Source organism: Altererythrobacter lutimaris (assembly GCF_013371495.1).
In the GTDB taxonomy this organism is placed as follows: domain Bacteria; phylum Pseudomonadota; class Alphaproteobacteria; order Sphingomonadales; family Sphingomonadaceae; genus Erythrobacter; species Erythrobacter lutimaris_A.
On the sequence record NZ_JABWTA010000001.1, the window covers coordinates 1,456,434 to 1,476,455 of the forward strand.

20 protein-coding genes and 1 tRNA gene are annotated in these 20,022 nt (G+C 59.2%); 13 read left to right on the plus strand and 8 right to left on the minus strand.

Features of this window, described 5'->3' with window-relative positions:
* Positions 1 to 43: 43 nt before the first annotated feature.
* Positions 44 to 1,627, minus strand: a complete 1,584-nt coding sequence (gene serA, locus HUO12_RS07105; RefSeq protein WP_176272916.1) for a phosphoglycerate dehydrogenase — start codon at positions 1,625 to 1,627, stop codon at positions 44 to 46.
* Positions 1,628 to 1,721: 94 nt separating this feature from the next.
* Positions 1,722 to 2,849, minus strand: coding sequence for a phosphoserine transaminase (locus HUO12_RS07110; protein ID WP_176272917.1), 1,128 nt, complete (start codon positions 2,847 to 2,849; stop codon positions 1,722 to 1,724).
* Between the two features lie 188 nt (positions 2,850 to 3,037).
* On the opposite strand from HUO12_RS07110, the gene HUO12_RS07115 reads away from it, so the two are divergent.
* Positions 3,038 to 4,270, plus strand: a complete 1,233-nt coding sequence (locus HUO12_RS07115; RefSeq protein WP_176272918.1) for a glycosyltransferase family 4 protein — start codon at positions 3,038 to 3,040, stop codon at positions 4,268 to 4,270.
* 3 nt (positions 4,271 to 4,273) lie between these two features.
* On the opposite strand, the gene HUO12_RS07120 is transcribed toward HUO12_RS07115, so the two are convergent.
* Positions 4,274 to 4,705, minus strand: coding sequence for a hypothetical protein (locus HUO12_RS07120; protein WP_176272919.1), 432 nt, complete (start codon positions 4,703 to 4,705; stop codon positions 4,274 to 4,276).
* A gap of 118 nt (positions 4,706 to 4,823) precedes the next feature.
* Complete coding sequence (locus tag HUO12_RS07125) at positions 4,824 to 5,447, minus strand: PadR family transcriptional regulator (protein WP_232367333.1); 624 nt, start codon at positions 5,445 to 5,447, stop codon at positions 4,824 to 4,826.
* A 115-nt stretch (positions 5,448 to 5,562) separates the two neighbouring features.
* Here HUO12_RS07125 and HUO12_RS07130 point away from each other — a divergent pair, with 115 nt between their 5' ends.
* The 3 genes from HUO12_RS07130 (at position 5,563) to HUO12_RS07140 (ending at position 7,867) form a co-directional block, all read left to right on the plus strand.
* On the plus strand, positions 5,563 to 6,876 hold the full coding sequence (locus tag HUO12_RS07130) for a replication-associated recombination protein A (RefSeq protein ID WP_176272920.1): 1,314 nt from the start codon (positions 5,563 to 5,565) through the stop codon (positions 6,874 to 6,876).
* On the plus strand, positions 6,873 to 7,763 hold the full coding sequence (locus HUO12_RS07135; RefSeq protein WP_176272921.1) for a hypothetical protein: 891 nt from the start codon (positions 6,873 to 6,875) through the stop codon (positions 7,761 to 7,763). Before HUO12_RS07130 ends, HUO12_RS07135 begins: the two co-directional genes overlap by 4 nt.
* 28 nt (positions 7,764 to 7,791) lie before the next feature.
* Positions 7,792 to 7,867: transfer RNA gene (locus HUO12_RS07140), tRNA-Thr, on the plus strand.
* A gap of 43 nt (positions 7,868 to 7,910) precedes the next feature.
* On the opposite strand, the gene queF is transcribed toward HUO12_RS07140, so the two are convergent.
* Positions 7,911 to 8,369: a preQ(1) synthase gene (gene queF / locus HUO12_RS07145; protein WP_176272922.1), complete on the minus strand. Its 459-nt coding sequence runs from the start codon at positions 8,367 to 8,369 to the stop codon at positions 7,911 to 7,913.
* Between the two features lie 173 nt (positions 8,370 to 8,542).
* Between queF and HUO12_RS07150 the strand changes: the two genes are divergently transcribed.
* The 9 genes from HUO12_RS07150 to HUO12_RS07190 all read left to right on the plus strand — a co-directional run bounded on the left by HUO12_RS07150 (position 8,543) and on the right by HUO12_RS07190 (position 16,885).
* Positions 8,543 to 9,640: an LPXTG cell wall anchor domain-containing protein gene (locus HUO12_RS07150; protein WP_176272923.1), complete on the plus strand. Its 1,098-nt coding sequence runs from the start codon at positions 8,543 to 8,545 to the stop codon at positions 9,638 to 9,640.
* A gap of 36 nt (positions 9,641 to 9,676) precedes the next feature.
* Entirely contained in the window at positions 9,677 to 10,546 is an 870-nt protein-coding gene (locus tag HUO12_RS07155) for a sulfurtransferase (protein WP_232367334.1), read from the plus strand.
* Between the two features lies 1 nt (position 10,547).
* Positions 10,548 to 11,756 (plus strand): cystathionine beta-lyase, encoded by a 1,209-nt coding sequence (gene metC, locus HUO12_RS07160; RefSeq protein ID WP_176272924.1) that lies wholly within the window; start codon positions 10,548 to 10,550, stop codon positions 11,754 to 11,756.
* Between the two features lie 4 nt (positions 11,757 to 11,760).
* Entirely contained in the window at positions 11,761 to 12,864 is a 1,104-nt protein-coding gene (locus tag HUO12_RS07165) for a mechanosensitive ion channel family protein (RefSeq protein WP_176272925.1), read from the plus strand.
* Between the two features lie 90 nt (positions 12,865 to 12,954).
* A complete protein-coding gene (gene cobA, locus HUO12_RS07170) occupies positions 12,955 to 13,713 on the plus strand; it encodes a uroporphyrinogen-III C-methyltransferase (protein WP_176272926.1) in 759 nt (252 codons plus the stop codon).
* Positions 13,710 to 14,006 (plus strand): DUF2849 domain-containing protein, encoded by a 297-nt coding sequence (locus HUO12_RS07175; protein WP_176272927.1) that lies wholly within the window; start codon positions 13,710 to 13,712, stop codon positions 14,004 to 14,006. Before cobA ends, HUO12_RS07175 begins: the two co-directional genes overlap by 4 nt.
* The gene (locus HUO12_RS07180; RefSeq protein ID WP_176274337.1) at positions 14,006 to 15,643 is read left to right on the plus strand and encodes a nitrite/sulfite reductase; all 1,638 of its coding nucleotides are present in this window, start codon (positions 14,006 to 14,008) and stop codon (positions 15,641 to 15,643) included. Before HUO12_RS07175 ends, HUO12_RS07180 begins: the two co-directional genes overlap by 1 nt.
* On the plus strand, positions 15,633 to 16,100 hold the full coding sequence (locus HUO12_RS07185) for a DUF934 domain-containing protein (RefSeq protein ID WP_176272928.1): 468 nt from the start codon (positions 15,633 to 15,635) through the stop codon (positions 16,098 to 16,100). Before HUO12_RS07180 ends, HUO12_RS07185 begins: the two co-directional genes overlap by 11 nt.
* The gene (locus HUO12_RS07190; protein WP_176272929.1) at positions 16,100 to 16,885 is read left to right on the plus strand and encodes a phosphoadenylyl-sulfate reductase; all 786 of its coding nucleotides are present in this window, start codon (positions 16,100 to 16,102) and stop codon (positions 16,883 to 16,885) included. Before HUO12_RS07185 ends, HUO12_RS07190 begins: the two co-directional genes overlap by 1 nt.
* A 9-nt stretch (positions 16,886 to 16,894) precedes the next feature.
* On the opposite strand, the gene HUO12_RS07195 is transcribed toward HUO12_RS07190, so the two are convergent.
* Genes HUO12_RS07195 through cgtA form a run of 3 tightly spaced genes read right to left on the minus strand, consistent with a single transcriptional unit; the run spans position 16,895 to position 20,016 of the window.
* Positions 16,895 to 17,821 carry an NAD-dependent epimerase/dehydratase family protein gene (locus HUO12_RS07195; RefSeq protein ID WP_176272930.1) on the minus strand — a complete coding sequence of 309 codons (927 nt, stop codon included), beginning with the start codon at positions 17,819 to 17,821 and terminating at the stop codon, positions 16,895 to 16,897.
* Between the two features lie 10 nt (positions 17,822 to 17,831).
* Positions 17,832 to 18,953: a glutamate 5-kinase gene (gene proB / locus HUO12_RS07200; RefSeq protein WP_176272931.1), complete on the minus strand. Its 1,122-nt coding sequence runs from the start codon at positions 18,951 to 18,953 to the stop codon at positions 17,832 to 17,834.
* A gap of 4 nt (positions 18,954 to 18,957) precedes the next feature.
* Positions 18,958 to 20,016, minus strand: a complete 1,059-nt coding sequence (gene cgtA / locus HUO12_RS07205) for an Obg family GTPase CgtA (protein WP_176272932.1) — start codon at positions 20,014 to 20,016, stop codon at positions 18,958 to 18,960.
* Between the last annotated feature and the right edge of the window lie 6 nt (positions 20,017 to 20,022).

A 20,022-nucleotide genomic window follows, 5' to 3' on the forward strand; every position in this document is an offset into this window, starting at 1 on the left:
TTCGTCATCCCAGCGAAAGCCGGGATGACGAATAGGGCATTTCTCAGAATTCCAGCGCAGTGACCATTTTCACGCCTTCGACTTTCTCTGCCTGAGCAATCACATCATCGGAGGCCTTCTCATCCAAGCTCAGCAAGAGCACAGCTTCGCCGCCTGCATCGCGCCGACCCAGATTGAACGTGCCGATATTGATGCCGTTTTCGCCCATCAGCGTTCCGATGCGGCCAATGAAACCCGGCTTGTCGTCATTCACGACATAGAGCATGTGCCCATCCAGCTCCGCTTCAATGCCAATGCCAAAGATTTCGACCAGACGCGGCGCACCGCTCCCGAACAGAGTACCCGCAACTGAACGCGGACCAGCTGAGGTTTCAACCGTTACACGGATCAGCGTGTTATAAGCGCCATCGCGATCGTGCCGCACTTCGCTGACGTCCAGCCCGCGCTCTTTCGCGAGATATGGCGCGTTGACCATGTTCACTGTGTCGGAATAGCGGCGCATAAAGCCCGCCAGCACTGCGCCTGTGATGGGTTTGCCATTGAGTTCGGATGCAGCCCCTTCGCGCTCAATACTGATTTTGGTTAGGTTGCCATGCGCCAGCTGGCCGACGAGCGAGCCCAGCTTCTCAGCGAGCGCCATGTAAGGCTTGAGCTTTGGCGCTTCCTCAGCCGAGAGCGACGGCATGTTAAGCGCGTTGGTGACGCCGCCATTGACCAGGTAATCCGCCATCTGCTCAGCTACTTGCAGCGCGACATTGACCTGCGCTTCCGTTGTCGATGCGCCCAGGTGCGGCGTGCAGATGAAGTTCGGCGCGTCAAACAGCGGGCTTTCCTTGGCAGGCTCCGTCTGGAACACGTCAAGCGCCGCGCCTGCAACATGACCGCTGGTGAGCAGGTCTGCGAGCGCTGCTTCATCGATCAAGCCGCCGCGTGCACAGTTGACGATACGGATACCGGGCTTGGCGTTTTCAAGCCGCTCACGGCTCAGGATGTTGCGTGTCTGGTCAGTCAAGGGCGTGTGCAGCGTCACGAAGTCCGCGCGGCTGAGAACTGCATCCAGATCAACTTTCTCGATCCCCAGTTCGACCGCACGGTCTTCCGTCAGGAATGGATCGTAGGCGATGACTTTCATCTTGAGGCCAAGCGCGCGGCTCGCAACGATCGAACCGATATTGCCAGCGCCGATCAGGCCAAGCGTCTTGCCAGTGACTTCAACGCCCATGAAGTCCTTCTTCGGCCATTCGCCTGCCTTCGTGCGCACGTTGGCATCGGGGATCTGGCGAGCGAGCGCCATGATCATCGCAATCGCATGCTCGGCAGTGGTGATCGAGTTGCCGAAGGGCGTGTTCATCACGACCACGCCCTTGCCGCTCGCATAGGGGATATCGACATTGTCGACACCAATGCCGGCCCGGCCAATCACCTTGAGATTGGTCGCCGCATCGAGGATTTCCGGCGTCACTTTGGTTGAAGAACGGATCGCGAGGCCGTGATACTCGCCAATGCGCGCTTTCAGTTCCTCAGGAGTTTCGCCGGTGATGACATCCACATCGCAGCCGCGCTCTTCGAAAATACGCGCTGCATTGGGGTCCATCTTGTCGGAAATAAGCGCTTTGGGTTTGGTCATTTGGTCTCTCGTCTTCCCGGACTTGATCCGGGATCTTTCTCGGAAAATGGGGGAATTGGACTACGGGCGATCCCAGCTTTCGCTGGGATGACGCTTAGGAGTTGAGTGCAGCCCAGGCCCAATCGAGCCAAGGGCCAAGCGCTTCGATATCAGCAGTATCGACAGTCGCGCCGCACCAGATACGAAGCCCTGCGGGTGCATCGCGATATCCCGCGATGTCGTAAGCGGCATTTTCAGCTTCGAGCAGGCCAGCAAACTTCTTGATGAAGTCCGTGTCCGCGCCTTCAACCGTCAGGCACACGCTGGTGTTAGAGCGGGTTGCCGGATCAGCGCAAAGATGGCCGAGCCATGCGCGCTCTTCGACGATTTTGCCGAGCGCCGCGGCATTCGCGTTGGCGCGCGCTTTCATGCCCTCAAGGCCGCCAACAGACTTCGCCCATTCGAGCGCGAAGATCGCGTCTTCTACCGCAAGCATGGACGGCGTATTGATAGTCGCACCGGTGAACACGCCTTCGATCAGCTTACCAGCCTTCGTCAGGCGAAACACCTTCGGCAGCGGCCATTCAGGGGTGTAGCTTTCCAGCCGCTCGACTGCGCGCGGGCCGAGGATCAGAACGCCATGCGCGCCTTCTCCGCCGAGCACTTTCTGCCAGCTGAAAGTCAGCACATCGACCTTGTTCCAGTCGATATCCTGCGCGAACACCGCGCTGGTCGCGTCTGCAATCGCAAGGCCGTCGCGATCCGCCGCAATCCAGTCTGCATTGGGTACGCGCACGCCTGACGTAGTTCCGTTCCAGGTGAACACGACATCGTTCGACCAGTCGACCGCACCAAGGTCCGGCAGCTCGCCGTAAGGCGCTTCCATGACCGTCGGGTCGATTTTCAATTGTTTGACGGCATCTGTCACCCAGCCTGCGCCGAAGCTCTCCCAAGCGAGCGTCGTAACCGGCCGTGCGCCCAGCAGCGACCACATCGCCATTTCGACTGCGCCTGTATCGGAGGCAGGCACAATACCAATGCGATGCGTATCCGGCACTTGCAGCACTTCACGCATGAGATCGATGCACAATTGAAGGCGCGCCTTGCCGAGCTTCGAGCGATGCGAGCGCCCAAGCGAATCGGTTTTCAGTTTGTCAGGGGACCAGCCCGGCGGCTTTGCGCAGGGACCGGATGAGAAATGCGGACGCGCAGGCTTGCGCGCCGGTACTTGATGTTCAGTCATTTAAGACTCTCCTTACAGAGAGCACGCGCGGCGTTGGGACCGCGTGGCCCGCGCGCCGCACTAAAGATGCGCGCCAACAAGTCAATGCGAAACTGAGTTTCGTCGACAGGCGGACGCTCGTGAGCAATGGGAAGGTTAAGCCGTTTGTGTAGCCATTCGCTCTTCACCCGTTTAAGGGCGGACACATAATGGTCGTCACGTCTGATCTTTCCGCGTCTGAATGCACTGCGCCTGATTTGTCGCGCCTGCGGATCGCTATGTTCAGCGGAAACTACAATTACGTCCGAGACGGCGCGAACCAGGCTCTGAACCGCTTGGCGGAATATCTGATGCGGCACGGTGCAGCCCTGCGCGTTTACTCGCCTACGACAAATACGCCCGCTTTCGAACCAACCGGCGACTTGGTGAGTGTACCGAGTATGCCGATCCCGACCCGCTCCGAATATCAAGTGCCTATGGGGCTTTCGCGCGCGAACAAGAAAGACCTCGCGAAGTTCGCACCGAACATGATCCACGTGTCTTCACCTGATCCGACGGGGCATTCCGCGGTCCGCTGGGCGACCGATCACGACATACCCGTGCTAGCGTCGGTCCATACACGGTTTGAGACCTATCCGCGTTATTACGGCTTGGGCTTTACTGAACCGATGGTCGAAGCGATCCTGCGCAGGTTCTATCATCGCTGCGACGCGCTTGTCGCTCCTTCGCAAAGCATGGTCGACACGCTGCTTGAGCAGAAGATGCATGAGGATATCGCGATCTGGTCACGCGGGGTCGACCGTACTGTGTTCGATCCTTCCAAGCGTGATCTCGAATGGCGACGGAGTCATGGGATTGAAGACAAAGAAATCGCAATTGTCTTCTTGGGACGCCTCGTCATGGAGAAAGGCCTCGACATTTTTGCAGAGACCATTGTCCAGTTGCGGCGCGAGCAAGTCCCGCATCGCGTGATGGTGATCGGCGACGGACCAGCGCGCAAATGGTTCGAACAAGCGCTGCCCGGTGGTGTCTTTGTCGGTTTCCAGACCGGCGCAGATTTGGGCCGTGCGCTTGCAAGTGGAGACGTGTTTTTCAATCCTTCAATCACGGAAACCTTTGGCAACGTTACGCTCGAAGCCATGGCGAGCGGACTACCTGTGGTTGCGGCAGGCGCGACCGGCGCTTCCAGCCTCGTCGACGATTGGGAAACCGGACGGCTTGTACCGCCGGGCAACGCGAAGGACTTTGCTGAAGCTATCGGTCCCTATTGCACCAACCATGATTTGCGCGCGCGGCATGGCGCCGCGGGCGAAGTGAAAAGCCGCGCGTATAGCTGGGATGCGATCAACAAGGTTGTCGCAGACGCCTATGTCCGGCTGCTCGAAACACGCGAAGCCATGCGCGAAGCAGATCGCCTTGCGGAAGAAGCAGCCAAAGCCTGAGGATTATTTGAGGACGTTCTTTGCCGCCATTGCGCGGGCGTAGAAGAACAGTCCGATCGTGATAGCCCAGATCGCTAGCGCGAAGACGATGTGTCCTGTCGTCTTCAAGGTATCCGGCATGTCCGACACACCCCATTGATAGATGCTGGTTCCAATCAAGCCGACGATGGAAACTGCGAATAGCCAAACCGCGAATTTTCGCTTCAATAGCAATGCCAGCGAACCGAAGAAGCAGCCCCACACGCCAAGCGCCCAAAACACCGTCGCCCATGCGGGAAAACTGTAATAATAATCCAGCTGGGCAGCAGGCATATTCGCCCCGCCCAATGCCTGCATCTTGGTCGTGGTGTAGCTCACCACACCGCCAAAATTCCACAGCAGGCTAAGCCCGCCTACGACCCACAGATGCCACGGTGTCTTCGGTGTCAGCTTCATTGCGTTTCCCCACTCGTTTGCCCGGTCTTTGCGCCGGCTCGTCCCGAGTGGGGAATTATCGCAATTTTACGTAGCCCGCAAATGGATCACTCGCAGGCCGGGAACCTCTCGGCTGAAATCAAAGCCGTTCGATGCGCTTCGCAACCTCGTCGATAATGTCGACAATTTCATCGATGGTCTTCTGGTCGAGTTTGCCCGCCTTCGCGCGGATCTTCAGCACAGTCGCGAGATTACCCATTGCGCGGAACAAGTCCGGAGATTTCTGCTGGACGCGCTCGGCACGGTCGCCATGCTCGTTGAGACGTCCCATCAGCTCCTCGACTTCGTCAGCGCGCTCATCAAGTTCAGCCTTGCCAGCCTTGGTCGCCTTGAACGGTTTCTTGCCGCCTTCCTCGCTTGCCTTGGCGTCCTTGCCTTTGGCTTTCGCGAGCTTGATCAGCCCTTCTTCTTCGAGCATTTGCAGCGTCGGGTAGACCGCGCCCGGGCTTGGCGCATAGCCGCCACCAGTCATGTCTTCGATCGCGCGGATCAGTTCATAACCATGGCGCGGTTCTTCATTGATCAGCGCCAGCAAAGCCAAGCGCAGCTCGCCCTGGCCAAACATGCGGCCGCGACGCTTGCGACTGCGCTTGCGTCCGCGATACTCGCCGCTGTCCCAATCGCTCGCCGCAGATGCAGCCATCATGGCGATCATTGGACCCAGATTGTTCCAACCGCCTCTGCCATTTCTTTGCCACGTCATGTGTGTACTCCTGAATATCTTTGATAGGTCTAAGATATATCTTAAGATGAGTGTTTCAAGCCCCTAATACACTTAAATTGGCATTATCCGACGAACGCCTTACAGCGCTCCATCAATGGCAGACCTGTTTCCTGAAGACCCACCGCAATCATCGCGTGATGAGACCCGCGAGGATGCACCGCTTGCGGACCGCTTACGACCGCGAGACCTCGATGAAGTCATCGGACAGGAGCATTTGACAGGACCAGAAGGCCCAATCGGCCGCATGGTTGCTGCGGGCAGGCTCTCCAGCATCATCCTGTGGGGACCGCCTGGGACCGGCAAGACTTCGACCGCGCGGTTGCTGGCCGACGCGGTAGGCATGCGGTTTGTCGCCGTCAGCGCCGTATTCTCAGGCGTTGCCGACCTGAAGAAAGCATTTGCAGAAGCCGACCGGGCCGCCGAAGCCGGCCAGCGCACGCTCCTGTTCGTAGACGAAATTCACCGGTTCAACCGCGCGCAGCAGGATGGATTCTTACCGTTCGTCGAGCGCGGCACCGTCACGTTGGTCGGCGCGACGACCGAAAACCCCAGTTTCGAGCTCAACGCCGCTCTTTTGAGCCGCAGCCAGGTGTTGATCCTCAACCGGCTCGACAGCAAGGCCTTGGAAAGACTGCTCGCCCGTGCGGAGGAACTGGAAGGCCCGCTCCCCGTCACTGCTGATGCGCGCGACGCACTAATCGCAAGCGCCGATGGAGATGGACGCTTCCTGCTCAATCAGGCTGAAACGCTTTACAACGCACAGATCACGGAACCGCTTGATCCAGCCGGGCTCGGCGCCTTTCTCCAGCGGCGCGTCGCTGTCTATGACAAGGATCGCGACGGGCATTATAATCTCATCAGCGCGCTGCATAAGAGCTTGCGCGGCAGCGACCCGCAGGCCTCGCTCTACTATCTCGCGCGCATGCTGGTCGCTGGCGAAGAGCCGCTTTACGTGCTGCGCCGCCTGGTCCGCTTTGCGAGCGAGGACATAGGCCTCGCCGATCCGCAAGCGCTCACGCAATGTCTCGCGGCAAAGGACGCGTTTGAATTCCTCGGTTCGCCTGAAGGCGAGCTCGCCATAGTCCAAGCCTGTCTTTATTGCGCCACTGCGCCCAAATCGAACGCTGCCTATGCCGCACAGAAAGCCGCCTTTCGTGCCGCCAAGGAAACCGGCAGCCTGATGCCGCCGCAAAACATCCTCAATGCGCCAACCCAGCTGATGAAGGACGTGGGATACGGCAAGGGCTATGCCTATGACCACGACGCGGAAGAGGGCTTTTCTGGCGCGAATTACTGGCCGGAAGAAATGGAGCCGATCGAGCTCTACACGCCTGTCGAACGCGGCTTTGAACGCAAGGTCAAAGAGCGGATCGAATACTGGAACAAGCTTCGCAGAGAACGCGGGTGAACCCCCAACGCTTCACGCATTTCCTCGCGATTGACTGGTCGGGCGCAAAAGGCGCGCGGCAGAAGGGTATCGCGCTTTCGCTAGCAGAAGCGACCGGCGGACCGCCGGTTCTCGTGGCCCCTCCCAAAGGCGGCTGGGCGCGCGAGGAAGTGCTCACGATACTGCGCGACGATATCCCTCGCGACACATTAGTCGGCATGGACCTTGGCATATCGCTCCCCTTTGCAGATTGCGGCGCGTTCTTCCACGGCTGGGAACAGAGCCCGCCGGATGCGAAGGCGCTCTGGTCTCTGATCGACCGGATTTGCGCCGACGACCCTCATCTGGAATGCGGCAGCTTCGTCTCTCACGCAGAAGCCTCGCGCTACTTCCGGCATTCCAAAGAGCATGTGGGTGACCGTTTCCATTTGCCTGATGCACAAACACGCGAAGGACGTTTTCGCGTGGCAGAGGCAGCTCAACGCGCGCAAGGTGTCCGGCCCGTCAGCAACTTCAATCTTGTTGGGGCCGCGCAAGTCGGCAAGTCCAGCCTCACAGGCATGCGCATGCTCCATCGCCTGCGCGATCACGTCAGCGTCTGGCCGATTGATCCCTTGCCCGAGAAAGGCCCGGTCGTCGTCGAAATGTATACCAGCATCGCTGCGCGTGGAGGCGGCGTTGCCGGGACAAAAACCAAGCTTAGAAGCTATGAGGAATTGAACGCTGCGCTTGCCCAATTGGGTTCAGCGCCAGTTGAAGGCGAAGGCCCGATTGATGACCATTCTTCCGATGCGCTGGTCACCGCTGCATGGCTGCGCAAGATCGGACATGAGCCCACATATTGGGAGCCAGAAGGCCTTTCGGATCAAATTGCACGAACTGAGGGCTGGACATTTGGCGCAGTTTGAGAGAAAGGGCCGCTCGCAAACATGGTGTGCCGGCTTAGCTCAGTTGGTAGAGCAGTTGATTTGTAATCATCAGGCCGCGGGTTCGACTCCTGCAGCCGGCACCATTATATTTCAGTTTTGGCCTCAATCGCGATGAGATGCGGCGGCTCAGCCCCGTCCGCGATATCCTGCAACGCCTTGATCAGGCACCCACAACCCCTCGGGCGCAGGACCGCTTTGCCAGAATACATCAATCGGAATGCCGCCGCGCGGATACCAATATCCGCCAATTCGCAGCCAATCGGGCTTCATCTCGGCATTGAGCCGCTGACCAATACCCACCGTCACATCCTCATGAAACCCGCTATGGTTACGAAAGCTTCCCAGAAAGAGCTTCAAACTCTTTGATTCCACGATGGTTTTTCCCGGAGCATAATCGATCACGATATGCGCGAAATCAGGCTGGCCTGTCACCGGGCAAAGCGAAGTAAATTCCGGCGAGACAAACCGCACCAGATAGGTCGTATCGAGCCGCGGATTGGGCACGTAATCGAGCTGCGCTTCTTCGGGGGAAGCTGGAAGGGCGCTCATCTTGCCTAATTGTTGTGTTTCAAGTGTGTCGCTCATGCCGCGCTGTTGCCGCGAAGCGCAGCGCAATGCAAGTGCATGGTAGACTGGCGCGCGCAAACCCCTATTCAACGCGCTGACTCTAGCGCTGCGCTTCGTCCTGCGCTTGTTCAGAAATCAAAGCTATAGTGTCGCTCGAACGAACCATGCGTATCATCGCCCGTCTTTTGCCCTTGTCTATCTTGGCAGTGTTCTGCGCAAGCGCGTCTGCGCAGCAGAGCCCACAGGATTTCACTCTGCCTGAACCGACGCCGACAAGCACGCCGCGCCCCCAAGGTCCGGTGGATGACACAGGCGTAGTGCCGGTCGGTCCGCGCGTCATTCCCACTGACCGTCCGACGCCGCAACCGTCTGAGACGCCTGCTAGCGCGCCCGGCACCGAGACGACGCCCGCTCCTGTCAACACACCGCCTGCGCGGCCTGTTGTTCTCCCGGCCTCACCTGTCCCCTCGCCGGCTGCGACTCCGACCACCACAAGGCCGCAACCTTCGCCGGTCGAGACTGTGCCAGCGCCTCTCCCCGCCGCGCCGCCGACGGATGGGGTCGTGGGAGGAGATTCGACCGGAAGTCCGGCTGGTTTGCCAGCGCTTCCAACGCAGGATGACAGCGTCACTTCTGCGCCGACCGCATCGAGCGAAGCAACGGCGAGTGATATGCCGTGGCTTTACATTTTCGGCGGCTTGATCGGCTTGCTTGCACTTGCTGGAGGGTTTCTCTTCTGGAAGCGTCGCCGCGAAAACGCCCCTCCCCCCGTCATCAAGCGCCCCGTCGTCGATGCAGCGCTCGATCAAGTCGGCATGTCCGCTGTTCCGCCCCGCTACGAGATCGGATTTGAAGTCGAAGGGCTTAATCGCAGCGTCATGGCAGTGATGGTCTCAGGCCGCATTGTCGTCAAAAATCGCGGCGAACGTGCGATCCGCGATGTTCAACTGTTCGCAGAGTTTACGAGCGCTCACCATCCCAGCGCGAAGACTGAGGGCAACCTTGCAGAAGTGGCGACGGTTCCCCGCGTCGGGCCGCACCAGACCCATCGCGAACGTGTCAATCTCCGCTTGCCAATTGATCAGATCTCCGCGCTGAACCGCGCCGGCGTGCCCGTTTTCGTGCCGTTGCTGCGAGTGAGATCCGCAATTGATGGCACTGAGCCCAAGCGGCTCGATTTCGTGCTCGGCAATCTGACAGCGGAGACCGGGCAGAAGCTTCAGCCGCTCCGGCTTGATGGCCCTCCCGGGGCCTATGACAATCTGCGCGGTCATCCGCTGACCACTTGAACCGCCGCGCGAAAAGCAGCCCCTCGACGGATTGGCATGAGCGGGCTAGTCCAACATGCCATGGATAGTCTTGTAACGACCGAATGGCTGGCGGAGGCCTTGAGCGAGAGTGATCTCGTCGTACTTGATGCGAGCATGCATTTGCCTGCCGCGGGGCGTGATGCACGCGCAGAGTTTCTCGACGGGCACATTCCCGGTGCGCGATTTTTTGAGCTGGCGAGTTTGAAGGATGAGACTTCGGACGTGCCCTCTGCCTTGCCGCGCCCGGACCAATTGGCTGAGCGGCTCGCTAGCCTGGGTGTCTCGCCAGACCATCGCATTGTCTTCTACGATGACAGCGATGTGAAGACCGCCGCGCGCGCTTGGTATCTTTGTCGTGCGCATGGCTTGGAGAACGTAGCCGTGCTCGATGGCGGGCTTGCCAAATGGAAGGCAGAAGACCGCGCGTTGGAAAGTGGCGAGCTGGAGATCGCGCCGATCGAAACGTTCGAGCTGCCTTCCCCTGCGCGCATTCGCTTGAAGGCCGACATGCTGGCGAACATCGATAGCGGTGCTGCGCAAGTCTTGGACGCGCGTGACGTAGGGCGCTTTTCCGGAGCGATCGAGGACACCGTCCATAATCTGCCGTCGGGGCATATTCCCGGTTCGTGCAATCTGCCTTTCCCGATGCTCTATGCTGACGATGGCACGCTCAAGCAGCCGGACAAACTACGGCGGGTAATCGAAGCGACTGGGCTCGACCTCAATCAGCCCGTCATCACCAGCTGCGGGAGCGGCGTCACTGCGTGCATATTGCTGCTCGCGCTGGAGCAAGTCGGCCACGGCGATGTCGCGCTCTATGATGGCAGCTGGCTCGACTGGGCGAGTGATCCCGACACTCCCAAAGCACAGGACGGCGCACACTGACATGGCAGGCCGCAAGGACCAGCATGGCGATAGCACGCGCGCGGTGGCAGCCGGGCGGAGCAAGGAATGGACAGGTCCGGTGGTCAATCCGCCGATCTGGCGCGCCAGCACACATATTTACGAAAGCGAAGCGGACCGGAAAGCTGCCCTTTCGAACAACAAAGATGGGCAATTCTATTACGGGAGGCGCGGCGCGCCGACCCAGTGGGCGCTCGCACAGGCTTTGACGGAACTTGAGCCAGGCGCAGCAGGCACAGTGCTCTACCCTAGCGGCGTTGCTGCGATTGCCGGCGCATTGCTCGCAGTGCTTTCACCGGGCGATGTTCTGCTGCTGAGCGACAATTCCTACGAGCCTTCGCGCAGCATGGGCATGGGCTTGTTGAAGCGGATGGGCGTGGAAACCCGCTTCTTCGACCCGCTCGATCTGGATGCCTACCGGAACCTATTCTGCGAGCGGACCAAATGCGTCTGGCTCGAAGTGCCCGGCAGTCTCACCATGGAAATGTGCGATGTGCCGGAGCTCGCCCGCATCGCCCGCGAAAAGGGTGCGATCTGCCTGATCGACAATACTTGGGCAACCTCGCTCGGCTTTCCGGCGCTTCAGCACGGCTGCGATATCTCCGTTACAAGCCTTACCAAGCATATCAGCGGGCACTCGGACCTAATGATGGGCGCTGCGAGCGCAGGCGAGAAACTCTACCGCAAGCTGCGGATTACCAGCCAGCAATTGGGCCAGGTCGTCTCGCCCGATGATTGTGCTTTGGCCTTGCGCGGCCTGAGGACAATGCCTTTGCGGCTGGAGCGCACGATGCAGAGCGCCTTGCAAATCGCCGACTGGCTCGCCACCCGCGAGGACGTTGCGCATGTGCTCTGCCCAATGCGCGATGGCGACGCTGGATACGAGCTTTGGCAACGCGATTTCTCCGGCGGCTGCGGCCTCTTCAGCTTCGTCCTCAAGGCTCAGGATGAAGCGGCAAGAGCGCGGCTCGTCGACAATCTCGAATTGTTCGGGATTGGTTATAGCTGGGGAGGCTTCGAAAGCTTAGCGCTGCCGTTTGACGTGTCTCGCATCCGCGACGCAATGGCTTGGCCCAAACCGGGCTGGAACAGCGAGGACCGCCTGGGCGTTCGTTTATCAATCGGTCTTGAAGACCCTGCGGACCTGATCGCCGATCTCGACCGCGGCTTTGCAGCAATGAGAAACCCATAAGAGTATGACAACGCCTGTCACCCCTGAAGCCAGCCCAGCTGAGAGCGAAACTGCGCTCGATGCTGAACCGCAAGCGCCAGCAGAGACGGAAACCGCGCCCGTTCCAGAGCCAACGCCCGAGCCCACTCCAACAGAAGCTGTTCAAGCTGCGGAAGGTCTGAAGGAGGCTGTTGCATCCAAAAGCGAAACTGCCGGAAGCCTCATCGAGACGCTAGACAGCTGGGCAATCGTCATCGGTGGGAGCCGCATTTCCGTGTGGGATGGCTTGGTCGCAATCAGCGTCTTGCTCCTCGTTATCGTCGGCGCATGGCTCATCACCAAGGTTATCGGCGCAGGAATCAAACGTGCGACGAAACTCGACGGTACGCAGCAATTGTTGGTCTCGAAGATTTCGACAATCATCGTCTGGGCGATCGCTTTCCTTATAGGGATCGACATTCTCGGCATTGACTTGACCGCCCTTGCAGTATTCTCCGGCGCTTTCGGCCTTGCCATCGGTTTTGGCCTCCAAAAGACCTTCGGCAACTTGATCTCGGGCATCCTTTTGCTGCTCGACAAGTCGATCAAGCCGGGCGACGTCATCTCGGTGACAGACCAGGCCGGCAATGAAAGCGTCGGTCAGATCCGCAAAATCGGTATCCGCGCGATTTCCGTCATCACACGCGACCGCACCGAGCACTTGATCCCAAACGAAAACCTGATGATCAATCAAGTGGTCAATTGGTCCTATTCCTCGCGAGATGTGCGCGTCAAAGCACCGGTCGGCGTCTCCTATGGCAGCGATCTGAAGCTGGTCGAGAAGCTGCTCTATGAAGCGGCGGGTGAGTGTCCGCGTGTGCTCAAAACCCCTCCCCCGCGCGTCAATTTGATGGGCTTTGGCGACAGCTCGGTCGATTTCGACCTGCGCTTCTGGATTGACGACCCTGAAGAAGGCCTCGCGAACATCCGCTCGGACGTTTATATGCGTATCTGGGAGCTGTTTCAGCAGAACGACATCGAGATCCCGTTCCCGCAGCGCGATCTCAATTTACGCGGAAATCCTCAGATTGACCGGCTGATCGAAGCGCTGTCCGGCTCACCAGAGAACAGCGGCAAATCAAACAGCTAAAGCGGTTACAGAAAAGCGCAAAAGCTTTCCTACGCGCCCGCAAAAGCATTCTGCCTTTAGGTTTTGTCGGGGCAGGCGCATCTGCCTCGCATGACAACACCCGGCACCATATACCTAGTTGGCTCCGGTCCCGGCGAAGCGGACCTGCTCACGCTGCGCGCAGCTCGCCTGATCGAGAGCGCAGAAATCATCGTTCATGACGGTCTGGTCGATGCGTCCATCCTTGCATTGGCGCGGCCCGACGCCGAGCTGATTTCAGTCGCGAAAAAGCGAGACCGGCACACGCTCCCGCAAGACCAGATAAATCAATTGCTGATCCGCGAAGCTCTAAAAGGTCGCGATGTCGTGAGGCTAAAAGGCGGCGACCCGCTGATCTTCGGGCGCGGCGGTGAAGAGGCAGAGGATGCACGCGCAGCAGGTATTTCCGTTGAATTCGTGCCTGGCGTCTCTGCTGCCAATGGCGCGGCGGCAGCGGCCCAGATCGCGCTGACGCATCGCGATGCGTCCAGCATCGTCAGCTTTGTTGCAGGTCAATGCAAAGGATTGTCCGATCAGAATTGGTCAGGGCTAGCGGGCAAGGGACGCACGCTGGTGATCTATATGGGCGTGAAGACCGCGCCGCAGATCGCTGAAAAGCTGATGGCAGACGGGCTAGCCCCTGACGTGCCAGTGGCGGTGATAGAGAACGCTGCGAGGCCCAGCATGCGCGTGTTGCGAGGTTTGCTTGCAGGGCTGCCAGACCTTGTAACAGCTCAGAAAGTGAAGAGCCCTGCTCTTATCATTATCGGCGATGTGACTGCGCGCGATGACGTGTCACTCGGCCAGCTGGCAGTGGAGGCCGCGCAATGAAGATTCTAACTGGAAATGATCTCAAGTCAGGAGCCGTTGTGTGGTGGACCGGAGAGAGCTGGTCGATCCATGTCAACGAAGCGGTTGATGTTGGTGATCAGGCCGAAGAGATCATCGCTCGCGAAGAATCCGCGCGCCGAGTCAATGTCCCTTACGCGATCGATGCCGAGCAGACCGCAGACGGCGTGCGGCCCGCTCACATCAAGGACCGCGTCCGTGCGCTTGGTCCGACCGTGCGGCCTGACCTCACATTGAAACCGAAAGACCCAGAAGCTCTGGATTGGGTGATCTGATGTATAAGTATGACCAATATGACCAAGCCATGGTCGATGCCCGCGTCGCTGAATTCCGCGACCAGACCCGTCGCAGGCTCGATGGTAGCCTGAGCGAATCCGAGTTCCGTCCGCTGCGGCTGATGAACGGGCTTTATCTCCAGCTTCACGCTTACATGCTGCGCGTTGCAATCCCCTATGGCACGCTCAATTCCGCGCAAATGCATGCACTAGCTGACATCGCGGAAAAGTATGACCGCGGATACGGCCATTTCACCACACGCCAGAATATTCAGTACAACTGGATCAAGCTCGAAGAAGCACCGGACCTGCTCGCCGATCTCGCCAAGGTCGAGATGCACGCGATCCAGACGAGCGGCAATTGCATCCGCAATATCAGCTCTGACCATTTTGCAGGCGCTGCGGCAGACGAGCTGGTCGATCCGCGCCCCTACGCGGAATTGCTGCGTCAATGGTCTAGCTTCCACCCGGAATTCAGTTTCCTGCCGCGCAAATTCAAGATTGCTGTCATCGCGAGCGAGACCGACCGGGCTGCGATGAAGCTCCATGATATCGGCATCCAGATCGTCAAGAATGAGGCAGGCGAAATCGGCGCGGCATTCTATGTCGGCGGCGGCATGGGCCGTACCCCCATGATCGCGCCCTGCATCCGCGAGTTTGTCCCGCTCGATCAGCTCGTGACCTATGCCGAGGCCTGCCTGCGCGTTTATAACCGCCATGGCCGCCGCGACAACAAGTACAAGGCGCGCATCAAGATCCTCGTCCATGAGCTCGGCAAGGATGAATACACTCGCCAAGTCGAAGAAGAATTCGCGCATATGCTGGAGGTTGGCGTTGAGCCGCCATTGGCTGAAATCGAGCGTTTGAAGACCTTCTTTGAAGACCCTGCTTTCGAAATGGGACTTCCGACAGAGATTGATCGTTCCGACCCTGACTTTGCGCTGTGGGTCGATCGCAACACGCATCCGCACAAGGCGCCCGGCTATGTCAGCACAGTGATAAGCCTTAAGCCTGCGGGCGGCATCCCCGGTGATGCTTCGGTCGAACAGATGCATTTGATGGCGGAGCTATCGAAACGATACAGCTTCGATGAAAGTCGTGTCACGCATACGCAGAACATTGTTTTACCGCATGTGAAGGTCGCGGATCTCCATGCGCTGTGGACCAAGCTTGATGAGGCAGGCCTTGGCTCGCCCAATCTCGATACGATCGAGGACATCATCGCTTGCCCCGGACTGGATTATTGCAGTCTGGCGAATGCGCGCTCAATCCCGCTGGCGCAGAAGATTTCGACGCGCTTTGCCGAGACTGGCAAGACAGGCGCTCTGGGCGAACTCAAGCTCAAGATTTCGGGCTGCATCAATGCCTGCGGGCATCACCATGCAGGGCATATCGGCATCCTCGGAGTCGATAAGAAAGGCGTCGAGAATTACCAGCTGCTGCTCGGCGGAAGCGAAGCACAAGACACAGCGCTCGCCAAGATCACCGGGCGCGGATTTGACGAGGAAGGCATCGTCAAGGCGGTCGAGACCGTCACCGACCTCTATCTCGACAAACGCGAGGATGGCGAACGCTTCCTCGATACCTACCGCCGGATCGGCATGGATCCCTTCAAGGAGGCGCTTTATGGCGAATGACACCAAGGATCTTGGCACGAGCCCGGATGATGTCCAGTTCCGCTTTCGCGATGACGAAGTGGCCGACCACGCTCAAGTCACAGTCGACGCTTTCCTTGAGCAGTCCAACGCCGCTGCTGTTCGCATTGAACCGGGCGACGATGCGCGCGAGCTACTCCCCCATCTGGAACGCTTACGCCTTGTAGAAGTGAACTTCCCTGTCTTCGGCGACGGACGCGGCTATTCCTCAGCCCGCCTCCTACGCGAAGCGGGTTACACAGGCGAATTGCGCGCGGTTGGCGAAGTGCTGATCGACCAGCTCCTCTTCATGCGCCGCTGCGGTTTTGATGCTTTCGCACCGGATAAAAAGCTCGACGAAAAGGACGCGGAAGCTGCCTTTGCGCGCTGGCCGCATGATTACCAATACGCCGCCGATCGAGCGACACCAATTCCGGCAATCCGGCATGGAGCTGCTTGATGAATGAAGTGCGCCGCATCGACCGCCTGGACACAGCGCCTCGCTTTGTCGAGCACGATGCTGTGCGCCTCAACCGCATGTTCCGTGGCTCGTCCACGCAGGAAATGCTGGAAAGCGTCATCAAGGACAACCTTGCCGGCGATCTTGCAGTGGTATCCAGCTTTGGCGCGGAAAGCGCTGTTCTGCTTCACTTAATTGCCCAAGTCGATCCAAATGTGCCGGTCCTGTTTCTGGAGACCGGCAAGCATTTCACAGAGACGCTGGCCTACCGCGATGATCTGGTTAGCCGCCTTGGCCTGACCAACCTCATCAATCTCTATCCCGATCTGGACGAACTCAAGGCCAAGGATGAAAGCGGACTTCGGTGGAACTATGATCCCGATGGTTGCTGCGAGATCCGCAAGGTCAAGCCGCTGGCGAAAGCGCTCGCTGATTATGATGCGAGCTTTACGGGTCGCAAGTCTTTCCAAAGTGCGACGCGCGCGAACTTGCCGCGTTTCGAAACGGATACTTCCGATGCGCAGGGCCGCCTGAAGATCAACCCGCTGATCGACTGGTCAGCAGAAGATATCGACGCCTATTTCGCCGAGCACGACCTGCCGCGCCATCCGCTCGTCGCGGAGGGCTTTCCTTCAATTGGCTGCTCTCCATGCACTCACAAGGTCGCACCGGGCGAAGACCCGCGCTCTGGACGCTGGAAAGGCTGGGACAAGACCGAATGCGGCATCCACACGCCGCTCACTGATGATGGCGAATTGCCGCCGGGTTACGAGCCATTCCTCTAAGCGGCAGGCTTAGAGCCACCCTTCCTTGCGGTACCATTCCGCTGTTTGCTTGAGTCCCGCTTCTCCGGAAATCTCCGGCTGCCAGACTGCTTCAGGGACGCGCAGCGCGGAAGAGCTCACCCAGTTGGGGTGCGTCATGTAGCCGACCCTGTCCGCTGTGAGCTTGGCCTTCTTCCCGCGGAAGAGACGATCAAGCGTCGCGCCCGCTTTCAATGCAGCTTCCGGCAAATGAACGGAGAAAACCGTGTTGCCCATGGCTGCGCCAATGGCTTTCGCGAGTTCCTTGTGGCTCCAGCCGCCTTCGCGGCCATCGTCGACTTCGAATTGCTTTTTGCGCACCAACGCTGGCTGCGCATCGACAAGATCAAGCAATATGCGCGCCAGATCGCGCACGTAGATGATCGAGGTCGCACCACTGGGTGGAAGCGGCATGATGCCGAGCTTCGCTGCGCGGAACAGCTCGAACATGTCGACATCGCGCGGGCCGTAGACCGCAGGTGGGCGGACGATTGTCCAGTCCAGCCCGCTTGCTCGGACGAGCTCCTCTGCGTCCGCTTTCGATGCGCCGTATTGCGACAGCTCAGGCTCGCGTGCGGAGAGCGATGAGACAAACACCAACCGTTTAAGACCCTGATGCTTCATCGCGGCGATGACATTCTCAGTACCGGTCACATTGGCGTGGTGGAATTCGGACGGATCGGGTGTGTTGGTTAGCCCGGCAATATGTATGACGGCTCTGGAGCCAGCCATGAGCCGGTAAAGCGCAGGCACATCATCGAGATCACCTGTGATCCATTGCGTTCGCACATGCTCGTCAGCGCGGGGTTTGCGGGTCAGAGCCTGTACCGGCAAGCAACGCTCATCGGTCAAATCGAGCAATGCCTGACCGACAAAGCCTGTCCCACCGGTTACTGCAAGAGGCTTCTCACCGCTCACGAATTAGCGCTCACAGCAAGACCATGTGATCGCGATGGACAACAGCGGCGCGTGGCGAATAGCCCAAATGCTCCGCCTGATCTTCGGCGCGCTTGCCCGCAATGGCCTGCACTTCAGCGACGTCATACTCAGCCAGACCCTGAGCGATTGCCTCGCCTTTGATCGTCACAATCTTGACAAGATCGCCGCGGCGAAAGTCGCCGGAAACGCCCGCAATTCCAGCCGCAAGCAAGCTTGCCCCGCCCTTGAGCGCATCTGCGCATCCGCCATCGACGCGCAAAGTGCCGGAGGGTGCAAGTCTGCCGCTGAGCCATGCCTTGCGCGCTCCTTCGCTACCTTGCGGGACGAACACCGTCCCAAGGTTGGCGTCGACTGCATTGGCGATTGGCGAGGTATGCGTTCCGTTGATGATCGCGAGCATGATACCGCCGCGCTCGGCAATCTGTGCGGCCTGAAGCTTCGACGTCATGCCGCCTGAGCCTATGCCAGAAGATGATGCAGCGCTTGCCATAGCCAAAACGTCCGGCGTGATGCCCTCCACACGATCGATCAGTTGAGCGCCCGGTTCGTTTGGATCGCGATCATAAAGGCCGTCGACGTCCGACAATAGGAGAATTGCGTCAGCTTCTGCTGCTTGCGCAACACGCGCTGCGAGACGGTCATTATCGCCAAAGCGGATCTCTTCCGTAGCTACGCTGTCATTCTCATTGACGACGGGAACCGCGCCCGTCTCCAGCAAGCGCTCCAGCGTTGCAGATGCATTGAGATACCGCCGGCGATCCTCGAGATCACCCAGAGATACCAGGAGTTGCGCTGCAGTTAAGTCGAACTGACCAAGGGCTTGCGACCAATGCCGCCCAAGCTCGATCTGACCGACTGCCGCTGCAGCCTGAGCATCGGCGAGGCTCGCGCGCCCACCATACGGCAGACCAAGCTTCGCTGCGCCTAGCGCAATCGCGCCTGAGCTCACTACAATGATCTGCGGGCCTTCTTCGCGCAGGCCGAAAATGTCTTGCGCGAGCATGTGCAGCCAATGCTCACGAAGCGCGCCATTTTCCACGAGCAAAGCCGAACCGACTTTGACCACAATGCGTTTGGCCCGCGTAATTTCAGTGAGCGATGTGATCGTCATAGCGTCAGATCGGCGACCAGTCGCCGCCATCCTCTTCAACGTCGTCGACTTCCACACCTTTGGTTTCTGTCGATGTCCGGTCAGGCAAATATTGGAGCACCGCATCAAGCAATTGCTCGATGCCTTCACCTGTTGCGCCGGACACAGCGAAAACTTCCTCCGCGCCCGCTTCCATCAGCTCTTCGGCAAAGCCTGCGACCAGCTCCGCATCCGCCAAATCAAGTTTGTTGAGCGCAACGAGGCGCGGCTTGTCATCAAGCCCTGCGCCGTAAGCAGAGAGCTCTTCTTCAACGACGCGCATCGCCTCGGCCGGGTCTTCGCCTGCGATATCAATCAGATGGATGAGCACACGGCAGCGCTCGATATGGCCGAGGAAGCGGTCGCCAATTCCCGCCCCGTCTGCTGCGCCTTCGATCAGGCCGGGAATGTCCGCTAGCACGAACTCGCGGCCCTTGTGCCGCACAACGCCAAGCTTGGGCACAAGCGTTGTGAAGGCATAATGCCCGACCTTGGCGCGCGCATTTGAAACAGCGTTGATAAAGGTCGATTTGCCGGCATTGGGTAAGCCCAGCAAGCCCACATCGGCAAGCAGCTTGAGCCGCAGCCAGACCCACATTTCTTCGCCAGGCTCGCCCGGCTGATGCTGGCGCGGCGCGCGGTTGGTCGCGCTTTTGTAGCTCGCATTGCCGCGACCGCCCTGCCCTCCTTCGAGCATGACAAGTCGCTGTCCGACGTCGGTAAAGTCCGCGAGCACCACTTCCTTGTCTTCGGACAGGACTTGGGTGCCAACTGGTACTTTGATGACCATGTCCGGCGCAGCCGCACCCGTGCGGTCCTTGCCCTGCCCGTGATTGCCGCGCTTGGCCTTGAAATGCTGCGCGTAGCGGAAGTCGATCAGCGTGTTGAGACCTTGCACGGCCTCAAAGATGATGTCCCCGCCACGGCCGCCATTGCCGCCATCGGGACCGCCATATTCGACGTATTTCTCACGCCGGAAGCTGACCGCTCCAGGGCCGCCGGCTCCCGACTTGAGGAATATCTTGGCTTGATCGAGGAAATGCATGGCACG

Excerpts from the sequence above, each read along its gene's own strand:
- HUO12_RS07120 (WP_176272919.1), bottom strand. The coding sequence starts at position 4,705 with ATGAAGCTGACACCGAAGACACCGTGGCATCTGTGGGTCGTAGGCGGG.
- HUO12_RS07190 (WP_176272929.1), top strand. The coding sequence starts at position 16,100 with ATGAATGAAGTGCGCCGCATCGACCGCCTGGACACAGCGCCTCGCTTT.
- HUO12_RS07180 (WP_176274337.1), top strand. The coding sequence starts at position 14,006 with ATGTATAAGTATGACCAATATGACCAAGCCATGGTCGATGCCCGCGTC.
- queF (WP_176272922.1), bottom strand. The coding sequence starts at position 8,369 with ATGAGCGACACACTTGAAACACAACAATTAGGCAAGATGAGCGCCCTT.
- HUO12_RS07155 (WP_232367334.1), top strand. The coding sequence starts at position 9,677 with ATGAGCGGGCTAGTCCAACATGCCATGGATAGTCTTGTAACGACCGAA.
- metC (WP_176272924.1), top strand. The coding sequence starts at position 10,548 with ATGGCAGGCCGCAAGGACCAGCATGGCGATAGCACGCGCGCGGTGGCA.
- HUO12_RS07185 (WP_176272928.1), top strand. The coding sequence starts at position 15,633 with ATGGCGAATGACACCAAGGATCTTGGCACGAGCCCGGATGATGTCCAG.
- cobA (WP_176272926.1), top strand. The coding sequence starts at position 12,955 with ATGACAACACCCGGCACCATATACCTAGTTGGCTCCGGTCCCGGCGAA.
- HUO12_RS07115 (WP_176272918.1), top strand. The coding sequence starts at position 3,038 with ATGGTCGTCACGTCTGATCTTTCCGCGTCTGAATGCACTGCGCCTGAT.
- HUO12_RS07125 (WP_232367333.1), bottom strand. The coding sequence starts at position 5,447 with ATGACGTGGCAAAGAAATGGCAGAGGCGGTTGGAACAATCTGGGTCCA.
- cgtA (WP_176272932.1), bottom strand. The coding sequence starts at position 20,016 with ATGCATTTCCTCGATCAAGCCAAGATATTCCTCAAGTCGGGAGCCGGC.
- HUO12_RS07110 (WP_176272917.1), bottom strand. The coding sequence starts at position 2,849 with ATGACTGAACATCAAGTACCGGCGCGCAAGCCTGCGCGTCCGCATTTC.
- proB (WP_176272931.1), bottom strand. The coding sequence starts at position 18,953 with ATGACGATCACATCGCTCACTGAAATTACGCGGGCCAAACGCATTGTG.
- HUO12_RS07165 (WP_176272925.1), top strand. The coding sequence starts at position 11,761 with ATGACAACGCCTGTCACCCCTGAAGCCAGCCCAGCTGAGAGCGAAACT.
- HUO12_RS07130 (WP_176272920.1), top strand. The coding sequence starts at position 5,563 with ATGGCAGACCTGTTTCCTGAAGACCCACCGCAATCATCGCGTGATGAG.
- HUO12_RS07175 (WP_176272927.1), top strand. The coding sequence starts at position 13,710 with ATGAAGATTCTAACTGGAAATGATCTCAAGTCAGGAGCCGTTGTGTGG.
- serA (WP_176272916.1), bottom strand. The coding sequence starts at position 1,627 with ATGACCAAACCCAAAGCGCTTATTTCCGACAAGATGGACCCCAATGCA.